This window comes from Flavobacterium sp. NRK F7, assembly GCF_024054195.1.
In the GTDB taxonomy this organism is placed as follows: domain Bacteria; phylum Bacteroidota; class Bacteroidia; order Flavobacteriales; family Flavobacteriaceae; genus Flavobacterium.
Genome location: NZ_JAMXLB010000001.1, coordinates 3,209,155 through 3,227,590, shown reverse-complemented (window position 1 = coordinate 3,227,590; position 18,436 = coordinate 3,209,155). Strand labels below are relative to the sequence as shown.

Sequence of the window (18,436 nt, the reverse complement as noted above, 5' to 3'; positions counted from 1 at the left end):
TAAATAACAGGGGATTTCAAGAAAAAATATAACTTTTATAATATCACAGCCATTTTTTAATTATGCATTTGTAATACTCCTTGAAATAAAGTTTCTTTCCAGATTTTAATAGCGTGGTGTAATTGAAGAAATAGAATTTCTTCTTTAGATTGGAATAGTTTTTCATCAGTCCAATGTGAACTCATATTTATTGAAAACGGATTGATTGGATGATTAATTGTGTAAGTATCTTCGGAAATACCTTCTGGACTATATTGTTCAGATTTACTAGTATATAATTGTTTTAAAGAAACATTTGGAAAAGAATTAAAAGCCTTGATAATTTGAAGTATATTTTCAGGTAATAAGTTGCTTTGGTAAAAGGAAAACAATCGATTTTTTACGAATGGTTTATACCAAAACAATTTCACTTCAAAACCATAATTTTGATCGATAAATATGTCCAGCATATGTGGTATTTCACTCCAGTTTGGTTTAAAATGATAGTGTAATAGATATTTTGAATTTAATTTTTTACCACCTGATTCAAAATATTTAGTAGTATCACAATATTCTTCTTGTGTCATTTTTTTGGTTTATAATTTTTGTACTCTTTGATAAATTACAACTTGTTTTAGCAATAGAAATAGTAATAATAGTTTTTATTCCATTTTTTTCATTTCCATTATAATTCCAGTTTCGTCTAAGTTAAATAGTATTTTACCATTAGTTTCTTTGACAAATATTCCCATTATTGAATAGTGGTTTGTTTCATTACCAATTAGTAAACATTGTTTTGCCTTTTCAAGTTTCCATTTAGTTCCATTAGTCATTTCAGTTATCATTCCGAATAGTTCAGATTGAGACGTTGTGGTAAGTTCGAAATTTCCGTTTGGATTAAAAGTGAAAGTTGCATTTTCAAACCCTTTAAACAAAGGAGCTAATTCAGGTTTTGTTGATTTTACAATTAGTTTTACAACTTTCCATTTTCCGTGTATATTCTTTTCTGTTAAAGACTGTCCAAATACAGAGGAACTTAAGGAAGCTAAAAATAGTACGATTAAAAAATTTTTCATATAAAATTTAAATTGTTTATAAATTTTTAGGGTTAAAAATAGGCGCATGAATCAAAATCAAGTCGTAGCAAATATAAAATAAACTTTTGGTTACTAGAGACAGGATCACAAATTGCAAACTGGTGAAGTAATTTTTAAAAATTTTCTGGGACTAACTATTATTTAAAACTTCTATTAGCAGCAGGTTTTTTCATTCTACACTAAACCCATATTCGTTACCGCCATTTTTTGAACATGGTACAAAAAATTTTTCCGGTAATCCATTTTCAAGATTAATAAAAAAATCTTTTCGCATAATACAATCTTTTGAATTTTCCCAAACCAAATTTTTATTTTGTGTTATTCTATCAGGTAATTCCTCAGGCATACCAACATAATATTTTCCGACATATTTGTTTTTCATATCATAAATTTTGATATTGCTAGTTCCTTTACAAGTAGAATTTGATTGAAATACGTAAAATGAATTTAGAATTTTATATTCTTTTCCATTTTTTGTTTTTATACTTCCTAAGTATTTGATTGTAGTTTTGTTGCAGTCTTTTAATTTAGTTAAATCATAAACATAGCTTTTTCCAACTACATTTTTTCTTAGAGCTTTAAGTTCTAAGGTTTCTATTTGAGTATTTTCTAAATTTGAGTTTACATGTATCGTAAATGAACTTAGCAAGACTAAGAAAATAATAAGTTTTATATAACGAATTTTTGTCATAAATTTGGTATGTACCTGCAATTACTATAGGCATTGTTGTGCATAGTTTTTTCAATCATTTAATAATTCCTCTATTGGTTTATTAAGAACTTTCGAAATTCTAAATCTGTTGAATCTCATTAAAAATATAGGATATAAATTTACGAGTATGTTTGTTAAAAAAAATAATACTGCTGTGACAAATAATTCCTTAAGTATACAGAATGCAACTACAACGAACAATATAAATAAAGATACCAAATGCGCAATTTCACCAGCAATTGTATCCTTAAAATATTTTTTCAATTCAGTTTGGTTTTTCCTTTTTATCGTCACAGTTTTCGTGTTTTTAATTTTTCCAATTAATTCAAAAGGTGTTATACTTTTAAAATAATCTACTCCAAGAGTTTGGTATAATTCACCATTGAGTTCAATTTTTTTAGGTTTTAAATACCAATACAAGAAATTCATCTTTAATTTCATTTATTGAATTCAGAAATTTGTTTTTAGATTAAGCATAACGTTTCGTGGCTAAAAAAAGTGGCTTTTATCAAGAACAAGCCATCACAAATATAAGCTTATTTTAGAAAATTCGGAGAAACGAGTGCAAAGTGCAAACTGGTGCAACAATTTTCGGAATAGTACTGAACTAGCCATTACTTGTAACCGCTTTTGTAAGCTGGTTTTCTATAAAGTTTCAGTTATTTTTTCGTATTCAGTTGAATTTAATAAGTAGTTATATTCACCTTCAATTTTCGAGATTTTTTTAGTTTTCACTTTTCCCTTTGGTCTTAAAATTATTACTTTCTGTGCGTTTTGTCTTTCACACCAATCAAACAAAGATTTTTTTAAAGTATTTTTATTATCCCAAACATAAACGTTTCCAAATGATTTTTCAATTATTCCAATTTCGTCAAATTCATATTCTTTGTTACTAAAATACTCTTTGCTACATTTCAAGATTAAATCGCCATCTTCAGCTTTCTCTTTTACATAAACTAAATCACCATATTTATCTTCGTCAAACATTAAATATAAACCATAAAAAATAAAGCCAACTATTAAGGTAATTGATAATAATATGATTGCAATAATGGTTTTCTTTTTAGCACTCATTTTTAAACTTGCTTACAACGCTTCGTATAAACGTCAGTTATAGGAGTAAAGTTTCTAATTTTTGGTTAAGAACAGAAGTTAGCAATTCCGAGTGGATTCTAGTCAGCCCTGAGGTTGTCGAAGGGTAGTCGATTCCGCCGTAATTGCGGTTATACATTGTTAGGCATTATGTTATTTTCCATTTAGATATCTTTTGGCATCACGTAAATTCATTTCCGTTTCGTTTACAGTTTGTCCAGACCGGTTTTTATTAAACACAGATTCGTCAAGTCGGTCAAGTCCGATTAATATTTGAAAAACTGCTATTCCATTTTCGTTTTCCAATTCTGTTCGCAACCACTTTTTATATTCCGCTATCAAATTGCGATTTCCGATTTTTGATAAACTCCAATATCCGCTAACTCGCTCTTCCTCGGTTTTATAAATTCCAGCGTTTAGTCCGTCGACAATTATCTGTTCTAAATCAGACGGTTTGTATTCGGTCAGTATTGATTCTGCAATTATTTCTTTTTCAAAGTCCGAGTGTGAATTTCCGTTCGCTTTTTCAAAAATAAATGCAGCTTCAGTAAACTGTTCGTTTGTTAATTTAAGTTCTGTTTTCAATTCGATATAGCGATTTTCTTAAATAGTGCACACGTTATGCCGCTTGTGGCAGTTGCGTAAATTTAGCCTAAAAATTTACAATTACAAAACTCCTCATGGAATTTTCGGAGACCCGAGCACAGAGTGCGAACTGACGAAGTAAAATTCCGAACACAAGCCAAGCCTAGCAATTGCAACAAACGGCTGTTAGGCAACTTTATTTCAATGTGCTTTTGGCATTAATAAACTTAATCCATAAAAATAAATTATTCCAATAATTAAAATTGCGATAAAATTTAATTTTAAAGTTTTACTTTTAAAGTCAGACCAGATAGTTTTTAATTTTTCTTTTTCAGAAATGACAACTTTTGTATTGGCTAAAAAATCACCAATTCTCCTTTCAGGATTATATAATGCAACAATAACTTCTAAAGGCCAAGCAATTGCTATTGTTAAATTTCGTACAAAGCATTGTAATTCATTTGCTGCTTTTCCAGTTTTTCGATTTATAATTTGATATCCTAAAAGTCGTTTTGCAGGACTTTTTGCATTGAAAAAATCTTTATTGATATATACAAATATCAACAAAAAGAAAATTATGAAAAAAGTTCGGTTTTCAAATTCTAATATTCCGCTTATCATTAGAATCATGGGTATAAACATTATAGGAACTATAAATATACACATAAGAATATGATCCAAAAGCATACTCAAGATCCTATGAAATATTGGATTTATTCTTGAAAGTTTATTAACTTCTTTGTGTAAAATTCCTTTATATTCAGTATCGTTCATTTAATGTTTGCTAACGGTTTGGCTATGGGAGGTTGCGAACTTCGGAACCGTAGACTTTCTGCTAATATAGAATTTCTTGCGGGAGAAAAATGTGATTTTTGCACATTTTTCGCAATCTCGCAAAACCGCTGTTAGCAGTAGTTTTTTTGGAATGTTCCGTAAGTTAAAATAATTGCTTAATGTCTGAAAATATTATCGAAAGAAAGAAAATTGCTAATAACGAAAAAAAGACATGACCGAGAAAGTATCTCATATGTTTTCTAGAATTGCTTTCTTTTTCTTTATGACTTTTCCAGCTAAAATATAAGCCGAAAGGAGCTAATATAATCATTCCTAAGATTGGAAAACCTATGATAAAGTCTAAAATAAAGTATTGTTCCCTAATCAAAGGTTTTAAAATTAAGACGGTCAAAAAACTTACTAAAAGGCCATAGCTATATATTCGATAGATTTTTATTGATTTACTTAAGTATCGATATTTTTGTAATTCAAGTTCAGACATTTTAATATCATTTAGTTTGGTTTAAAATTACTGCTAATGTTTTGCGGCTACAAGTATTGGCGTAAACCAGCACCAAGCCATAACAAATATAAACTTATTTTAGAAAATTCGGAGACACGAGCACAAAGTGCGAATTGGTGCAACAATTTTCGGAATAGTACTTACCTATCCATTACTTGTAATCGTTGTTAGCAGTAGGTTTATTTCTTTAATTTGGATTCAATTAATAATAAAATATTTTCGTAGTTTTCTTCTCCAGCTTCTTCTTTTCCAATTATATATGGTTCGTAATTTTTTGTAAATAGAAATATATTATCTTCTATGATATTATACGTTAAAAAATCTGTCCAATTAAAATCTCGTTCATTATTGTAATCTTTGTATTTGAATTCAGTTTCCGTAAATTCTAAAATAACTTTTGGATTTTGAGTATAAATTGATACAATATTGTCTTGTTCAAAAACTAAGTTTTTTAAAACTTTCCTGTTCTTAAAATAAAATATAAAATATGGGATTAATACTCCTAACGCAAAAACAATAAGTGCGTAACCAAAATTTTGTCCGTTTATTATTGAGCAAATTCCGATAATTAATAAAACAAAACCTAAATAATGTGAATTTTTATAATATTCTACATTTTTACCAAAGCCAGAATTATAAAGTAATTCCATTTGTTTACGGTAAATACTTTCATTAAAGTTTAATTCAAGTTTCATTTCTATGAAGGTTTTTCAAAACTTACTGCTAACGGTCTGCCGCTTGCTCTCAGTGGCGTTGCACCAGCACCAAGCCATTACAAATATAACAAAACATTCCATCCAGCAGCGGATTTTCCTACGGAAAATCCGGAAGTAACCATTGAAGTAAACCGCTGTTGTGCATAGGTTTTATTTTTTCATAAGATTTAATGTAGCATCAAATTCTTCTTTTCGGTTAGATTTTACATTTCCATAAATTATTGAAAACCCATTGTATTTCTCTTCTCTTGCAAATTCATTTTCTTTTACAATTTCTTGTTTATGAAATTCTACATCTCCACACAAAATTGACAGATAACTCTTGTCGGGATAAATGTAAGTTTGTATGAAGCCTTCATCAATCTCAAGTCGGTCTGGAGTACTCCATCCTTTTGGTAACATTAACTCAATTGTCTTTCCGTTGCAATCTGATACATAAGTTTTTTCAAGTAAAATATTAATATTATTTTCCTGAGCAATTAAGCTATTTGAGTAAAATATAAAAGTGACAAATGTAAATATGATTATTCTCATTTAATACCAAATATGATTTTTGTACTTTTTTAGGCTTGTGCACAACGGTCCTTGGCTAGCTGATGTTGTGGTGTTTTGTTACTAGCCAACCCAAATATACGAATACTTTCAGATTTTCGGAGAAAATTCGGAAGTAGGCAAGAAGCCACAATAATAGCTAACCAATGTTAACGTCTGGCTTTTGTTGGTAGTTTATAATTTTCAATTCTATCTTCGATATATATATATTTATTTTTTTCAATTCTACAATCTGAACTTCCTAAATATCCAAAATTTCCAAAGTGTAAATACGCATAATGATGAAAATTAGGTATTTTAAAATATAATGTAGATGTTTTGACAATTATAGTGTCAGTTTTCAAAAAGTATTCAAATGGGATTTTAAATGTCTTGTAAGTTCCATCTGAGCTGCTATATTCGGGAATGAATGTTTCTTTTTCTTCTATTATTTTGTTTTCTCTGATTAAGTAAAAATTAATTCTTTCTAATTCATTAGTTTTAAACTCATCGAAAGTAATTGTCGGCTGTTCAGTTATAGCTTTAATTGTATCACATATTTTTGATAGTTTAATTTCGTCAATTTCTGCCTTTTTAGTTTTGTCGGATTGATTTAAAAAAAATACTCCAATGAATATTGATACTGTTAAAACAAATAACATGAAAATAATTATACACCCTTTTTTTAGCATGAGTTTTCTTTTAAGCTTGCTGCTAACGTTTTGCAGCTAGCCTTAGTGGCGGCGATTCAAGACTAACATTAACAAATATAAAATTATTTTGGTTACCTGCAGTTTTTTCGAAGGAAAAACCAAGCCCGAGCCATTGAGGCTAACTGCTGTTACCACACGTTTTTAATTAATTAATATTTCTTCCTCTATAATCTCACCAAGACTATCGATCACATAAATAGCTTTTAATTCTCCATCCTCTGTATAAGATTTTATTTTTCCAATTGGTTTGTCAATGTTCCAATTTCCCTCAACAGATAATTTCCCATTTTTATAATATTCTCTATAGAGTCCTTTCATTTCTCCATTCTCGAAGTTATTTTGTCCAGCAACATTACCATTTTCCCAATAAGTAGTCATAAATCCGTGTTTCAAACCATTTAAAGAACTTCCTTTATTCATTAATTGTCCATTTGGATAATAATTTTTGACTAAACCATTTAGAACACCTCTTATATAATCAGCTTCCTGTTCCAATTGTCCTGATTCATAATAGTATTTCCAAGTTCCTATTTCTTTTCCTTTCTCATAGTTTCCTTGTGAAGCTATTTTTCCATTGGTGAAATATTGTTTCCAAAATCCATCTTTTTCTCCTTCAAACATTTTTCCTTTTGACATTAATTCGCCAGATTCATGATAAAATTTCCAGTCACCAGTTTGTCTTCCGCCTTTATAATCTCCTTCGCTTTTTATATTTCCATTTACGTAATATAATTTCCAATAACCTGTTTCTAAACCTCCAATCTTTAGAATACTTCCTTCTTTTTCAATTTTAGTTTTTTCTTTGTCGTAAAAGATCTTCACAGTTTCTATTTTTCCTATTTCCTTTTTACAGGACGTTGTAATCAAAATTATAAATATTATATAAGCTGAATATATTCTCATTTTTTTTGAAATGTGTGGTAACGTTCCGTGGTTTGTAAAAGTTGCGACGATTAATTACTGATGATACCAAAGTTAAAATTACTTTTTGAATTTTCGAAGAAAATTCGGGACAAACCCAAGCCTAGCAATTGTTATAAACTGCTGTTAGGCACTGTTAATTTCTGATTTGTAATTCGCCTTCTTTTATTTGAGAAAAATTTGTTCCATATTTCTTTTCAGTTAATATTAAACCTGCAACCTTTGGATTATAATTAACTTTTCTCTTCATACGAATCGCAACAACGCCATTTTTTGCATTTCCACCAAATAGAGTTGAAGCTTTCTCCTTTTCTATAACTTCAATTGATTCAATCTTTTCAACGTCTAAAATTTCGTTTATAAATTCTAACACGAGTTTGCTTTCTATTATGTCAAGTTTATATAAATATTGTCCATCAACAATATAGACTTTTGAGTATGGTTTCAAGTTTTCTCTTCCTAAAGCTGTGAACACTATATCTTTTTTGTCAAACTTAATCGTATCTAAATAAATCTCACTTTTGAGGTTTTCTAAAACTTGTTTTTTTTCAAGCTTTTGACCAACCATACAAATAGGAAAGAAAAATAAAATAGTTAATATTGTTTTTAGCATTTTCGTGTGTTAATAGTGCCTAACGTTCCGGCGCTTGGCGAGGTTGCAAACTTCGGAACCGATTATTTTCTGTTAAAGATAAAATTTCTTGCGAAAAGTAAAAGTGAATTTACTACAAAATTCGCAATCTTGCCAAACGCCTGTTAGCCACAGTTTTTATTCTTCTTTTGTTAGTCGGTCAAGTTCTTTAAGTAAAGTTGGAATCCTAAATTCTCCATCCATATTTTGTATTTTCTGTACAGCATCTTTAAGTTCAATTCCAATGGCTGTAATAAATAGAGGTTTTTTACTTTCCCCTCTTAAAAGACTCTTTTTGTTTTTCTCAATTGTTGCAAAATTTGTTTTGGCAACACCTATAACAGGAATTTTACGATCTAATTTTTCATATAGATAACCACCCAAACCAAATTTATTTTCATCATTCAAATAAACAAATCCATCAACTATAATTACTTCAATATTCTTTAAATCATATTTATTGAGTAAACTAATGATACAAGGCAATTCTCTTTTGTAGAATTCACCTGGGATATATTCTTCAATATTGTCTGTTATTTCAGTTTGAAATTTATAATTGCTATCATTCCAATCAGTAAATTCAACACAAACAGTTTTTGCTTTGTTATCAAAGTAATATGTGTCAAATGCTAAAATCATTCTCTTTTTACTTCTCTTAATTTTGGGCCATTTTCATCATAAATATATATTTCCCATAATACGTAATCAAAACCCGTTTTATCATCATATCGATATGGTATTATAAAATCGTCTTTGCGTTCTTCATTGGTTGGGAGTTCAATACAATCCAAATCCAAATCATAATTTAAATTCCAACCTAAAAACTTTTGATATTCAATAATTCCTTTTTCTGTAATTTCGATAATTTCCTTCTGATAATTTATAAAATAAATAATTCGCCTTTTAATATCTTCCCAATCTATAAACTCTTTATTATCAAACGAGAATTCAAAGTTTTTGTTATTTATATTGATTTCGCCAAACCATCCACCAACTGAATCGTTTTTAAAAATAATTGTTTGTTTATTTTTGATTTCAAGTTTCATTTAAAATTACGGCTAACGGTTTGCCGCTTGTAGCAGTTGCGTAAATTTAAGCCAAAAGATTACAAGTACAAAACTCCTCGTGGAATTTCCGGAGACCCGAGCACAGAGTGCGAACTGACGAAGTAAAATTCCGAACACAAGCCAGGTCTAGCAATTGCTACAAACGGCTGTTATGCAACGGTTTTTCTTAAGTTTCTATTCATGAAGTAAATTCCAAAAATCAAACCAACAAAGCCTCCAATATATCCAAAGTTATGAATTGATCCTACATTTATGAAGCTTTGAATGTTTTCTGTTTGTTCTGGAATATACCAATTAATTTTTTCAGCGTTTAAAAATAAAAAACCATAAATGAAACCTAAAATTCCAAAAATGAATGTAATTCCAATATTTAAGAAAATTGAATTTAAAGTTATTTTTAATGTTTTTTTCGAATCGTGAAATAAAGAAATTATTGCGTAAATAACACCTAGAATGAGACCTACCCACCAAGTTGCCAAATATCCAATTATTCCAACTTTCAACCTTTCGTTAGATAAGTTCCAATTATTTATTCCAAATTGTTCGAATTTGAATAATGTATAATATTCATTAGAAATAGAATATGTTATTTGGTCATGAAGTATTCCATATAATCCAGCAATAAAAATTGAATAAAATATTATCAAAAAGAAGTTTAAAACCTTTCTCATTTATTATGATTTGAGTTTAGTTAATTGTCAATTTCTTGAAATTTAATTTATATAGATCAAGAATGATAAAAGAACCTATTAATAATGAGCTAACCCCAAGAATTGTTGTCAATTCATTAGCAAGTTCAATAAATTGTAGGATAATTGAACATAACCATATTATGAAAATATTTATACTAAATATTCCGCTTAATATATAAAAGAAATTTATTTTTAATGGATTTGAATTAATTTTTCTAAAATAAAAATACGCTCTTATTAATAATAATAATGAACCAAATACGACATTAAAAATTTGACTATAAACAAAATCAATTAGTAAACCAAATCCATTAAAAATTCCTTTCTCTTCACTTAAATAACCAAAAAATAAATATAGTGTCCATATATTTATTAGTATAAAACTTATTGTAGAGTATTTAAAATTTTTTTCTGTCATACTATAAATTAGGTTCTGTTTTATAAACTGTTGCATAACTTGTTTATATGTCTGACTTCGTCAGACCTATACAACAACCATTTGTTAGATAGGTCTGAAAACAGTCAGACTTTTTTCTTACCCAAAAATAATAATTATCTATTACAAATCATCAAAAGGGCTTTTTATTTGTTCTAGACTTTTTGTGCTTACATGAGTATATATTTCCGTTGTTCTACTACTATTATGACCAAGCAATTCTTGTATGTATCTTAAATCGGTACCGCTTTCTAATAAATGAGTCGCATAACTATGTCGCAACCAATGCAAGGTGACAGGTTTTGAAATTTTAGTTTTCTGCAATGTTTGTTTTAAAACACTTTGTAAACTCTTTTCAGAATATTTAACACCTTTATTTTGTCCTTCAAACAGCCAAACCATAGGTTTGTATTGTACATAATAGACTCGTAGCATTTCTAAAATTTTGTTAGACAAAGGTACAATGCGGTCTTTTTTTCCTTTACTTTGTCTAATGAGCACAATACCTCTTTTGGAATCAATATCTGTAGGTTTTAAATGCAATAATTCGCTACGTCTTAAACCGCAACTGTAAATCATTGAGAGCATTGCTTTATGTTTTAGATTGCTAGGTGCTTCTAAAATGAATTTTATTTCTTCCTTACTCAAAACATTAGGCAATACTTTTTCTCGTTTCGGACGATGAATTTTATCAATAATCAATACTTCATTACGTATGGTTTTAAAATATAATTTGATTGCATTTACAATCTGATTTTGATAGGAAGTGGAAAATTTGTTTTTTAGAATGTGTTCATTGGTAAACCATATGACATCGTCATTCGTAATTTCTGAAACAGTTTTGTGAGTATAAAACGTTAAAAACGATTTTAGTGCATCTGCATAAGTTTTAATGGTATTTTCACTATACCTTTTCGCTTGTAACCATTGTTTAAATTTTTCTAATTGCCGAATGCCTTCCTCCGATAGAATTGGAGTTGGAGGTATTTTAAAATGTGCTCTGTTTGCTATAGTATCAGGCAAATGCCAATATTTTTTAGAAGCACTCCAAGTTGCTCCTTTAAAAGTTTTAATACGTTCAATTAAACGTACGTCTTTATCAAAAAATACAGCAATACGAGGTATTCCTTTGTGAGTAATTAATTTGGCTTTCCAATACATTTTGTGTGGCTTATATACTTTCAAAAATACTATTATTTACTTATATATTTTAAAAAAAGCTTTTGTTTTAAAAATAAAACCAAACACCATCAACCATCAACTAACCCGTAACCTCAACAACTTCCATAACACCTTTCGATATCGTATAAAAACTACCATTTATTTCTTGAAAAAAGCGCCCAATAGCTACAACAATACATGAATCGTAATCGGGTAGTACTGGTACAGCTATCTCTATTTCTCCTGAAAAACTACGCTCTAGTACTACTTTTTCACTTTGTACAAACGAAAATTCCCCATTTGCATCAACTAAAACATAGCGTAAAACCAATTCCATTTGGCTGGCTACTGTACCCATAAATAAAGGAGTAGCGTTGAAATGAGGTACCTGGAACCCAATATGCTCATCAAAAGTATAGGCTTGTTGCAACAAACTTTGTAAAGAACCGTTTTGGGTAAGTACATAACCACGCAATAAATCGCGACCAATAGCTGTAGTTAAACCTTTCGCAATAGTGCGTTGCCCTCTTACTGAAATAGGATCAAAAGCTTTCAATTGAGTAAACACGCGCACCAACCGCTGATGTAACTTACCATCTTTTAAAAGCTGTAAATAGGGTTGGAGCATTTGCTTAAAAGTAGCCACCGCTTGCATACATTCTTTAAATTCCGAACTGTTCTCTCGCACACGCACCATAGAGGCTTTGGTCTTTATGGCTTCTCCATTAAAACCGCCTCCCGCAGTACGCACCACTTATTTGCCATCTAAAAGATAAAATGTTAATCCTTGTAAGGTTCCTGTTAATTGTACAATGCCTTTTCCTTTTGCCATAATAAAGTCGCTTAAAAGTCTAAGATACTAAATATTTATTATAAATGTATATTAAATATATGATAAGTATATAGCTAGTATATGGTAAGGTTATAGTAACTATATAGTGAGTATAAGTGCAATAAAAATGCTGGGTAAGTGTACAGTAACAGTACATTATGTCGTGTGAATAACGGAGTAAAGTTAGCGAAATGAAAACTAAAAAAAGGAATATAAAGAGGGGTTACCCAATTCTTTTTTTGCGTACCAAAAGCCAAACCACTATGGGGGCTCCTATAATGGAAGTAATGGCATTGATGGGTAAGGTAATATCATTTCCAGGTAATTGGGCTACTATATCACAAAACAATAACACGATGGCTCCTAATAAAGAGGTGCTCCAAAACAAGATAAAATGATTGCTGGTTTGAAACAACAACTTGGCCATATGAGGTACCGCTAACCCAATAAAGGCTATTGGACCCACAAAAGCTGTTATGCTACCAGCTAAAATACTCGTAGCAAATAAAATGATATACCGGGTGCGCTTAAAATTAACGCCTAAACTGCTCGCATAACGTTCTCCTAATAATAAGGCATCCAAAGGTTTGATGACTAAAAAACTAAGGCTTATCCCAATACAGGTTATAATGGCTAAAAAACTAACGTTGGACCAACTCAAATTGCCCAAACTGCCCATCTGCCAAAAAGTGTATTTCTGTAATTGCTCGGCTGTGGTAAAATAGGAAAGTACCGAAACGATAGCGCTAGTTATACTTCCAAACATTAAGCCTACAATCAAAATAGACATGGTGTCTTTTAACCGTTCTGAAACTAATAACACAGCCAGTAATACTAAAGAACTGCCTATTCCAGAAGCCAATACTAATCCTAATGATGAGGTAAATACTTTGGAAAGCCCTAAAGGTAAAATACCCGCTCCTAAAACTACCATAGCTACACCCAAACTGGCTCCCGAACTCAACCCTAAAACATAAGGTCCTGCTAAAGGATTTCGAAATAATGTTTGCATCAATAAGCCACTAATGGATAAGGCAATACCCACTAAAATAGCGGTGATCGCTTTGGGTAATCGAAAGTTTACTATAATATAATCCCACGAAGTTTTTGAAGTAGCATTACCCATCAACGCTTGGGCTACTTCTTTAAAAGGGATCTTAATCGAACCTAAACTGATATTCAATAGGGTTAAAAATACTAAAACCAGTACTAAACAAATCAATAATATGGTAAACTTCTTGGTCACTTTAGTCTAATTTTTTGGCAAAGGTAAAGGTATAATCGGGTAAAACCGTAGGATGAAAAATTTTAATATAATCTTTTAAAACTAAATCGGGTCGGCTAGGTGCAGTCTCATAATAAATTGTGCCTCCAGTAGCTCCTTTTTGACTTTCAAAGGAATATACATTTTTTTTCTGAAAAGCATCAAACTTGGCATAATGATGATTCTCTTCTAAAAGTTGATCCAAACTCATAATCGCTCCATTGGTAATCCACACATCGGCATGTGCTGCCGTATCAAATACACTTTCAAAACTTAAGGGTTCACTTCCCATACCGGCTAAGTCTTTCCATAAATAATCGGCTTTAGCATCTTGTAGAAACTGAGCAATCCAACTATTTCCTCTGGCTACAAACCATTGGTCTTTGTACAACGATCCATACAATACTTTTTGTTCGGCAGCCAAGTCTTTTACTAGGGTAAGGGTTTGTTTGTAATTATTTGCAATGGAGTTAAAGATAGCGTCGCCTTCTTTTTCTTTTCCTAATAGGGCTGCATAAAACTTAATCCACTCGGCTTTACCTAATGGAGATTGCTCCATCCAATCGCCTTGAAAGAATACTTTTAAACCGTTAGAAGTCAGTTTATCAACCATAGGATTGGTGTTGTCTACTCCAAAGGTTACGATGGCATCAGGTTGCATATCAAAAAGTAATTCAATATTTAAACTTTCATTCTGTCCCACATCTCTTACTTTGCCACTGTCAATTAAAGCTCTAGTTTTTGTTGACGAAATATAATCGGTATGCGGAAATCCAATAAGTTTCGTTTCACTGTCTAACATTTCTAAAAACGGAATAATCGTAGTGGATGTAACGACTAATTTTTGTAAGGGAACTGTAACCGTTGTAAATACCTGTAGACTATCTGGCACTACACTGTTTGGCTGTTTTAAAATATAGGTAAAGGCTTTTTCGGCTTTTGGCCAAGGATTCAAAACTTTTACCACACTATAGCCTTCGTATTTGTAAATGGCTAAACCACTAGCATATTGAATTTCATTTTTAGGAGCTTGGCTAACAACAGATGTTTTTTTAGTAGTTTCTTTACAACCCAATAGCAAAAAAGGAAGTAACAATAGAAGTCTATAAGCGAATTTCATGTGGTTTTTTTGTTTGCACAAATGTATGAAAAATTCTACGCTTCCATTTTATTAAAATTTAGAAACACTATCTTTACGACATGAATACCGTAAGAGAAAAAACATGTGCACAATGCCAAACTGCTTTTGATTGTGGCAATTTATCAGAAACAATCAAATGCTGGTGTAATGATTTACCGCCTATTTTTTCTCTAGACAATCATTCCGACTGTTTGTGTCCCAATTGTTTGAAACAAGCAACTATTACAAAAATAAACGAATATGTAGCTACCATAACTCCTGAAAATAGTAAAACCAATAAGGCAAAAGACTTGCCCAAAACCACGCATTTAGTGGAAGATATTGACTACTATCTGGAAAATGGAAAATATGTGTTTACCAAATGGTTTCACCTCAAAAGAGGTACTTGCTGTGGTAATGGATGCAGACACTGTCCCTATTAATTAGAAATTATGAATTACGAGTCCTACTAAATAATATAAAACACAACAACTGAAACAACTAGTCACTAATTATTAACTACTAATCACTAATTACTAAAATGATATACTTAATAACAGGAGGGGAACGTTCTGGAAAAAGCGGATACGGACAAAACCTTGCCTTATCTTTATCTGAAAATCCAATGTATGTAGCTACCGCTAGAAATTGGGACGGTGATTTTCAAAAAAGAATAGATCGTCATCAAAAAGACAGAGACGAACATTGGATTAACATTGAAAAAGAGAAACACTTAAGCGAAATAGATTTTTCTGAAAAAGTAGCTCTAATCGATTGTGTCACACTTTGGTTAACCAATTTCTTTGTCGATACTAAAAATGATGTAGAGGCTTGTCTAGAACTAGCTAAAAAAGAAATTGAGCTCATCTTGAAACAAAAAGATATCACGGTCATTATTATTACGAATGAAATCGGAATGGGAGTGCATGCTGCTACACACATAGGAAGAAAATTCACCGAGTTACAAGGTTGGATGAATCAGTATTTAGCAAAAAAAGCAGATAAAGTAGTCTTAATGGTTTCTGGAATTCCAGTGCCAATAAAATAAAATACATGAAAGTTTTAAGTTCGTGGAGTGGAGGTAAAGACAGTTGCTATGCTTTAATGAAAGCAGTGCAACAAGGATTACAACCTACAGCGCTCCTCAATATGATGAATGAAAACGGTAAAGTATCACGCTCGCATGGTATACCGTTAGCTATTTTAGAACAACAGGCTGCTCAAATGCATTTGCCTTTAGTGGCGGTGCCAGCCTCATGGTCACAGTACGAAGAAAATTATATTGCTACTTTACATCAAATAAAAGAGAAATATGCTATTGAAGGAGTCGTTTTTGGTGACATTGATTTGGAACCACATCGAGAATGGGAAGAAAAGGTGTGTGCTGCGGCCAACATAAAAGCGTTTTTACCTTTGTGGCAACAAGAGAGGATTCTTTTAGTAGATGAAATGATAGATAACGGGATTGAAACACTAATTGTTTCTTGTAATTTACAAATGGGAGAAGAGTATTTAGGAAAGATACTTACCAAAGAATTAGCTTTGGAATTACAACAAAACGGGATTGATCCATGTGGAGAAAATGGGGAGTTTCATACCTTAGTAATCGATTGTCCTTTATTTGAAAATAAAATTCAATTACCTAGTTTTAAAGTGAAAACCTATGAAAAGTATTGTTTTATAGTTTGGAATGACTAACATTAGATATGATAAATTACAATCGTGATTTTTCATCAATTCGAGTGTTTTTTATTGAAAGAAATGAAATAAAAAATGTATCAGAACAATTGAAACAAAGATTACTATGTATTAAAAATAGAGAGTTAATTCCTCGTCAGTTCGAGTGTTTTTTATTGAAAGAAATGAAATAAAAAATGTATCGAGAACCCATAACAAGATTTTAAAAGCAGTAATGAGAGATTTATATGACATTATAACATCAAGAAGAGATACCCGTCATTTTACTAGAGATGCCGTTCCTGAGGAAGTACTTGACCAAGCAATTGAAGCAGGACATCATGCTCCTTCTGTTGGGTTAACCGATGCAACGCGCTATTATATCATCAAAACAGCTGAAATTAAAAAGCAAATCAAAGCCTTGTTTCTAGCATACCATGAAAAAGCGGCTGAAGCAACAGATACCAAAGCTCAAAAAGAAGCCTATCTTAACCTAAAATTAGAAGCTATTGAGGAAGCTCCTGTTGGAATGGTGATAGCTTACGATCGTTCGGTCTTAAACGCTTTTACCATTGGAACAGTAGGAAGTAATGAGGCAATTAAGTTTAGTGCAGTATGTGCCGCTCAAAATATCTGGTTATCCCTAACGGAACAAGGTTATTCTATGGGTTGGGTTTCTATTCTAAATTATTATGATTTCAAAACCTTATTGAATATACCAGAACATATCGAGCCATTAGGGTATTTTTGTATTGGTAAACCCGCTACCGATTATGGGAAACAACCCATGCTCCAACAATTGCACTGGAAAGATAAAAGTAGGGTTGCCAATGTAATACACATTAAGGATAGCAAACCTATACCCCAAACAAATGGAGTTAAGAATACCGTTGTCACATCGTCAAAGGAAGCGCTAAAAAACCAATTGCAATACAAAATAGATCAGAAAACCAAACCAGAAGGAGCATTAGGTCTTTTAGAAAAACTGGCCTTACAAATAGGACTAGTCTTTGAAACTGATACACCTCAAATAATTGAACCGCACATTGTAGTCTTTGCAGCGGATCACGGGATTGCCAATCATGGAGTTAGTGCATATCCGCAAGAAGTAACCCGACAAATGATTGCGAATTTCTTAGAAGGTGGTGCCGCAATTAATGTTTTTTGTAACCAACATAATATCGCTTTGGAAATTGTAGATGCAGGGGTAAATTATGACTTTCCTACAAATACAAAACTAGTAAATAAAAAAATTGCAAAAGGCACTCAGTCCTTTTTACACACGGCAGCCATGAGTCCTAAAGAAAAAGATTGGTGTTTTCAAAGAGGCGCTGAGGTGGTGAACCAAATCCACACAAATGGTTCTAATTGTATTGGTTTTGGGGAAATGGGTATTGGTAATACTTCAACAGCTTCAATATTGATGGCAATGCTAACGCCTTTTCCAATTGATGCCTGTGTTGGCCAAGGAACAGGAGTAGCTAATGAAAAACTAAAGAGTAAGTTGGCTATTCTTTCAAAAGCCATTCAAAACTATAAAGGAACAACTGATTTAGAGGCGATTATCACTTATTTTGGTGGTTTTGAAATCTTGCAAATGGCGGGTGGTATGTTGCAAGCCTATCACAACAAAATGCTCGTCTTAGTAGACGGATTTATTTCTAGTGTAGCCTATTTAATTGCTTTTAAAATGAACCCAGCTATTAAAGAGAACGCTATTTTTTGTCATTGTTCAGAAGAAAAAGCACACAAAGTATTATTAGAATATTTACAAGTAACTCCTATTTTGCAGCTACAAATGCGATTGGGTGAGGGTAGTGGTTGTGCCGTAGCTTACCCAATCATCCAATCCGCAGTAGCCTTCTTAAATGAAATGGCTAGTTTTGAAAGTGCAGGAGTAAGTAATAAATAAT

The 18,436-nt window shown here is 31.3% G+C and carries 23 protein-coding genes; 4 read left to right on the top strand and 19 right to left on the bottom strand.

From position 1 onward, the window contains the following. Positions 1 to 56: 56 nt before the first annotated feature. The 19 genes from NHF47_RS14700 to NHF47_RS14610 all read right to left on the bottom strand — a co-directional run bounded on the left by NHF47_RS14700 (position 57) and on the right by NHF47_RS14610 (position 14,846). Positions 57 to 566: a hypothetical protein gene (locus NHF47_RS14700; protein ID WP_252765640.1), complete on the bottom strand. Its 510-nt coding sequence runs from the start codon at positions 564 to 566 to the stop codon at positions 57 to 59. Positions 567 to 641: 75 nt separating this feature from the next. Further along, positions 642 to 1,055 carry a DUF5004 domain-containing protein gene (locus tag NHF47_RS14695; protein ID WP_252765639.1) on the bottom strand — a complete coding sequence of 138 codons (414 nt, stop codon included), beginning with the start codon at positions 1,053 to 1,055 and terminating at the stop codon, positions 642 to 644. Between the two features lie 190 nt (positions 1,056 to 1,245). Beyond that, positions 1,246 to 1,767: a hypothetical protein gene (locus NHF47_RS14690; RefSeq protein WP_252765638.1), complete on the bottom strand. Its 522-nt coding sequence runs from the start codon at positions 1,765 to 1,767 to the stop codon at positions 1,246 to 1,248. 51 nt (positions 1,768 to 1,818) lie between these two features. Next, on the bottom strand, positions 1,819 to 2,229 hold the full coding sequence (locus tag NHF47_RS14685) for a hypothetical protein (protein WP_252765637.1): 411 nt from the start codon (positions 2,227 to 2,229) through the stop codon (positions 1,819 to 1,821). Positions 2,230 to 2,433: 204 nt separating this feature from the next. After that, positions 2,434 to 2,862, bottom strand: a complete 429-nt coding sequence (locus NHF47_RS14680; protein WP_252765636.1) for a hypothetical protein — start codon at positions 2,860 to 2,862, stop codon at positions 2,434 to 2,436. 171 nt (positions 2,863 to 3,033) lie between these two features. Beyond that, entirely contained in the window at positions 3,034 to 3,465 is a 432-nt protein-coding gene (locus NHF47_RS14675) for a hypothetical protein (protein WP_252765635.1), read from the bottom strand. A gap of 201 nt (positions 3,466 to 3,666) precedes the next feature. Continuing rightward, positions 3,667 to 4,239: an RDD family protein gene (locus NHF47_RS14670; protein WP_252765634.1), complete on the bottom strand. Its 573-nt coding sequence runs from the start codon at positions 4,237 to 4,239 to the stop codon at positions 3,667 to 3,669. Positions 4,240 to 4,941: 702 nt separating this feature from the next. Next, positions 4,942 to 5,457: a hypothetical protein gene (locus NHF47_RS14665; protein ID WP_252765633.1), complete on the bottom strand. Its 516-nt coding sequence runs from the start codon at positions 5,455 to 5,457 to the stop codon at positions 4,942 to 4,944. Positions 5,458 to 5,628: 171 nt separating this feature from the next. Next, a complete protein-coding gene (locus NHF47_RS14660) occupies positions 5,629 to 6,012 on the bottom strand; it encodes a hypothetical protein (RefSeq protein ID WP_252765632.1) in 384 nt (127 codons plus the stop codon). A gap of 167 nt (positions 6,013 to 6,179) precedes the next feature. After that, on the bottom strand, positions 6,180 to 6,701 hold the full coding sequence (locus NHF47_RS14655; RefSeq protein WP_252765631.1) for a hypothetical protein: 522 nt from the start codon (positions 6,699 to 6,701) through the stop codon (positions 6,180 to 6,182). Between the two features lie 162 nt (positions 6,702 to 6,863). Next, on the bottom strand, positions 6,864 to 7,544 hold the full coding sequence (locus NHF47_RS14650) for a toxin-antitoxin system YwqK family antitoxin (protein WP_252765630.1): 681 nt from the start codon (positions 7,542 to 7,544) through the stop codon (positions 6,864 to 6,866). Positions 7,545 to 7,779: 235 nt separating this feature from the next. Beyond that, complete coding sequence (locus NHF47_RS14645) at positions 7,780 to 8,256, bottom strand: hypothetical protein (RefSeq protein WP_252765629.1); 477 nt, start codon at positions 8,254 to 8,256, stop codon at positions 7,780 to 7,782. A 156-nt stretch (positions 8,257 to 8,412) separates the two neighbouring features. Continuing rightward, positions 8,413 to 8,913: an endonuclease V gene (locus tag NHF47_RS14640; RefSeq protein WP_252765628.1), complete on the bottom strand. Its 501-nt coding sequence runs from the start codon at positions 8,911 to 8,913 to the stop codon at positions 8,413 to 8,415. Then, positions 8,910 to 9,320, bottom strand: coding sequence for a hypothetical protein (locus NHF47_RS14635; RefSeq protein ID WP_252765627.1), 411 nt, complete (start codon positions 9,318 to 9,320; stop codon positions 8,910 to 8,912). The genes NHF47_RS14640 and NHF47_RS14635 overlap by 4 nt, the downstream gene beginning before the upstream one ends. A gap of 170 nt (positions 9,321 to 9,490) precedes the next feature. Continuing rightward, positions 9,491 to 10,012, bottom strand: coding sequence for a hypothetical protein (locus NHF47_RS14630; RefSeq protein ID WP_252765626.1), 522 nt, complete (start codon positions 10,010 to 10,012; stop codon positions 9,491 to 9,493). Positions 10,013 to 10,592: 580 nt separating this feature from the next. After that, entirely contained in the window at positions 10,593 to 11,630 is a 1,038-nt protein-coding gene (xerA, locus tag NHF47_RS14625) for a site-specific tyrosine recombinase/integron integrase (RefSeq protein WP_252765625.1), read from the bottom strand. Between the two features lie 100 nt (positions 11,631 to 11,730). Further along, positions 11,731 to 12,384 (bottom strand): hypothetical protein, encoded by a 654-nt coding sequence (locus NHF47_RS14620; protein WP_252765624.1) that lies wholly within the window; start codon positions 12,382 to 12,384, stop codon positions 11,731 to 11,733. A gap of 301 nt (positions 12,385 to 12,685) precedes the next feature. Beyond that, on the bottom strand, positions 12,686 to 13,708 hold the full coding sequence (locus NHF47_RS14615) for an iron ABC transporter permease (protein ID WP_252765623.1): 1,023 nt from the start codon (positions 13,706 to 13,708) through the stop codon (positions 12,686 to 12,688). Position 13,709: 1 nt separating this feature from the next. After that, positions 13,710 to 14,846 (bottom strand): ABC transporter substrate-binding protein, encoded by a 1,137-nt coding sequence (locus NHF47_RS14610; RefSeq protein WP_252765622.1) that lies wholly within the window; start codon positions 14,844 to 14,846, stop codon positions 13,710 to 13,712. An 80-nt stretch (positions 14,847 to 14,926) separates the two neighbouring features. On the opposite strand from NHF47_RS14610, the gene NHF47_RS14605 reads away from it, so the two are divergent. The 4 genes from NHF47_RS14605 to cobT all read left to right on the top strand — a co-directional run bounded on the left by NHF47_RS14605 (position 14,927) and on the right by cobT (position 18,435). After that, positions 14,927 to 15,289: a DUF5522 domain-containing protein gene (locus tag NHF47_RS14605; protein ID WP_252765621.1), complete on the top strand. Its 363-nt coding sequence runs from the start codon at positions 14,927 to 14,929 to the stop codon at positions 15,287 to 15,289. A gap of 98 nt (positions 15,290 to 15,387) precedes the next feature. Continuing rightward, positions 15,388 to 15,894, top strand: a complete 507-nt coding sequence (locus NHF47_RS14600; protein ID WP_252765620.1) for a bifunctional adenosylcobinamide kinase/adenosylcobinamide-phosphate guanylyltransferase — start codon at positions 15,388 to 15,390, stop codon at positions 15,892 to 15,894. A gap of 5 nt (positions 15,895 to 15,899) precedes the next feature. Beyond that, positions 15,900 to 16,544 (top strand): diphthine--ammonia ligase, encoded by a 645-nt coding sequence (locus NHF47_RS14595; protein WP_252765619.1) that lies wholly within the window; start codon positions 15,900 to 15,902, stop codon positions 16,542 to 16,544. A gap of 214 nt (positions 16,545 to 16,758) precedes the next feature. Beyond that, positions 16,759 to 18,435 carry a nicotinate-nucleotide--dimethylbenzimidazole phosphoribosyltransferase gene (cobT, locus tag NHF47_RS14590; protein ID WP_252765618.1) on the top strand — a complete coding sequence of 559 codons (1,677 nt, stop codon included), beginning with the start codon at positions 16,759 to 16,761 and terminating at the stop codon, positions 18,433 to 18,435. Position 18,436: the final 1 nt, after the last annotated feature.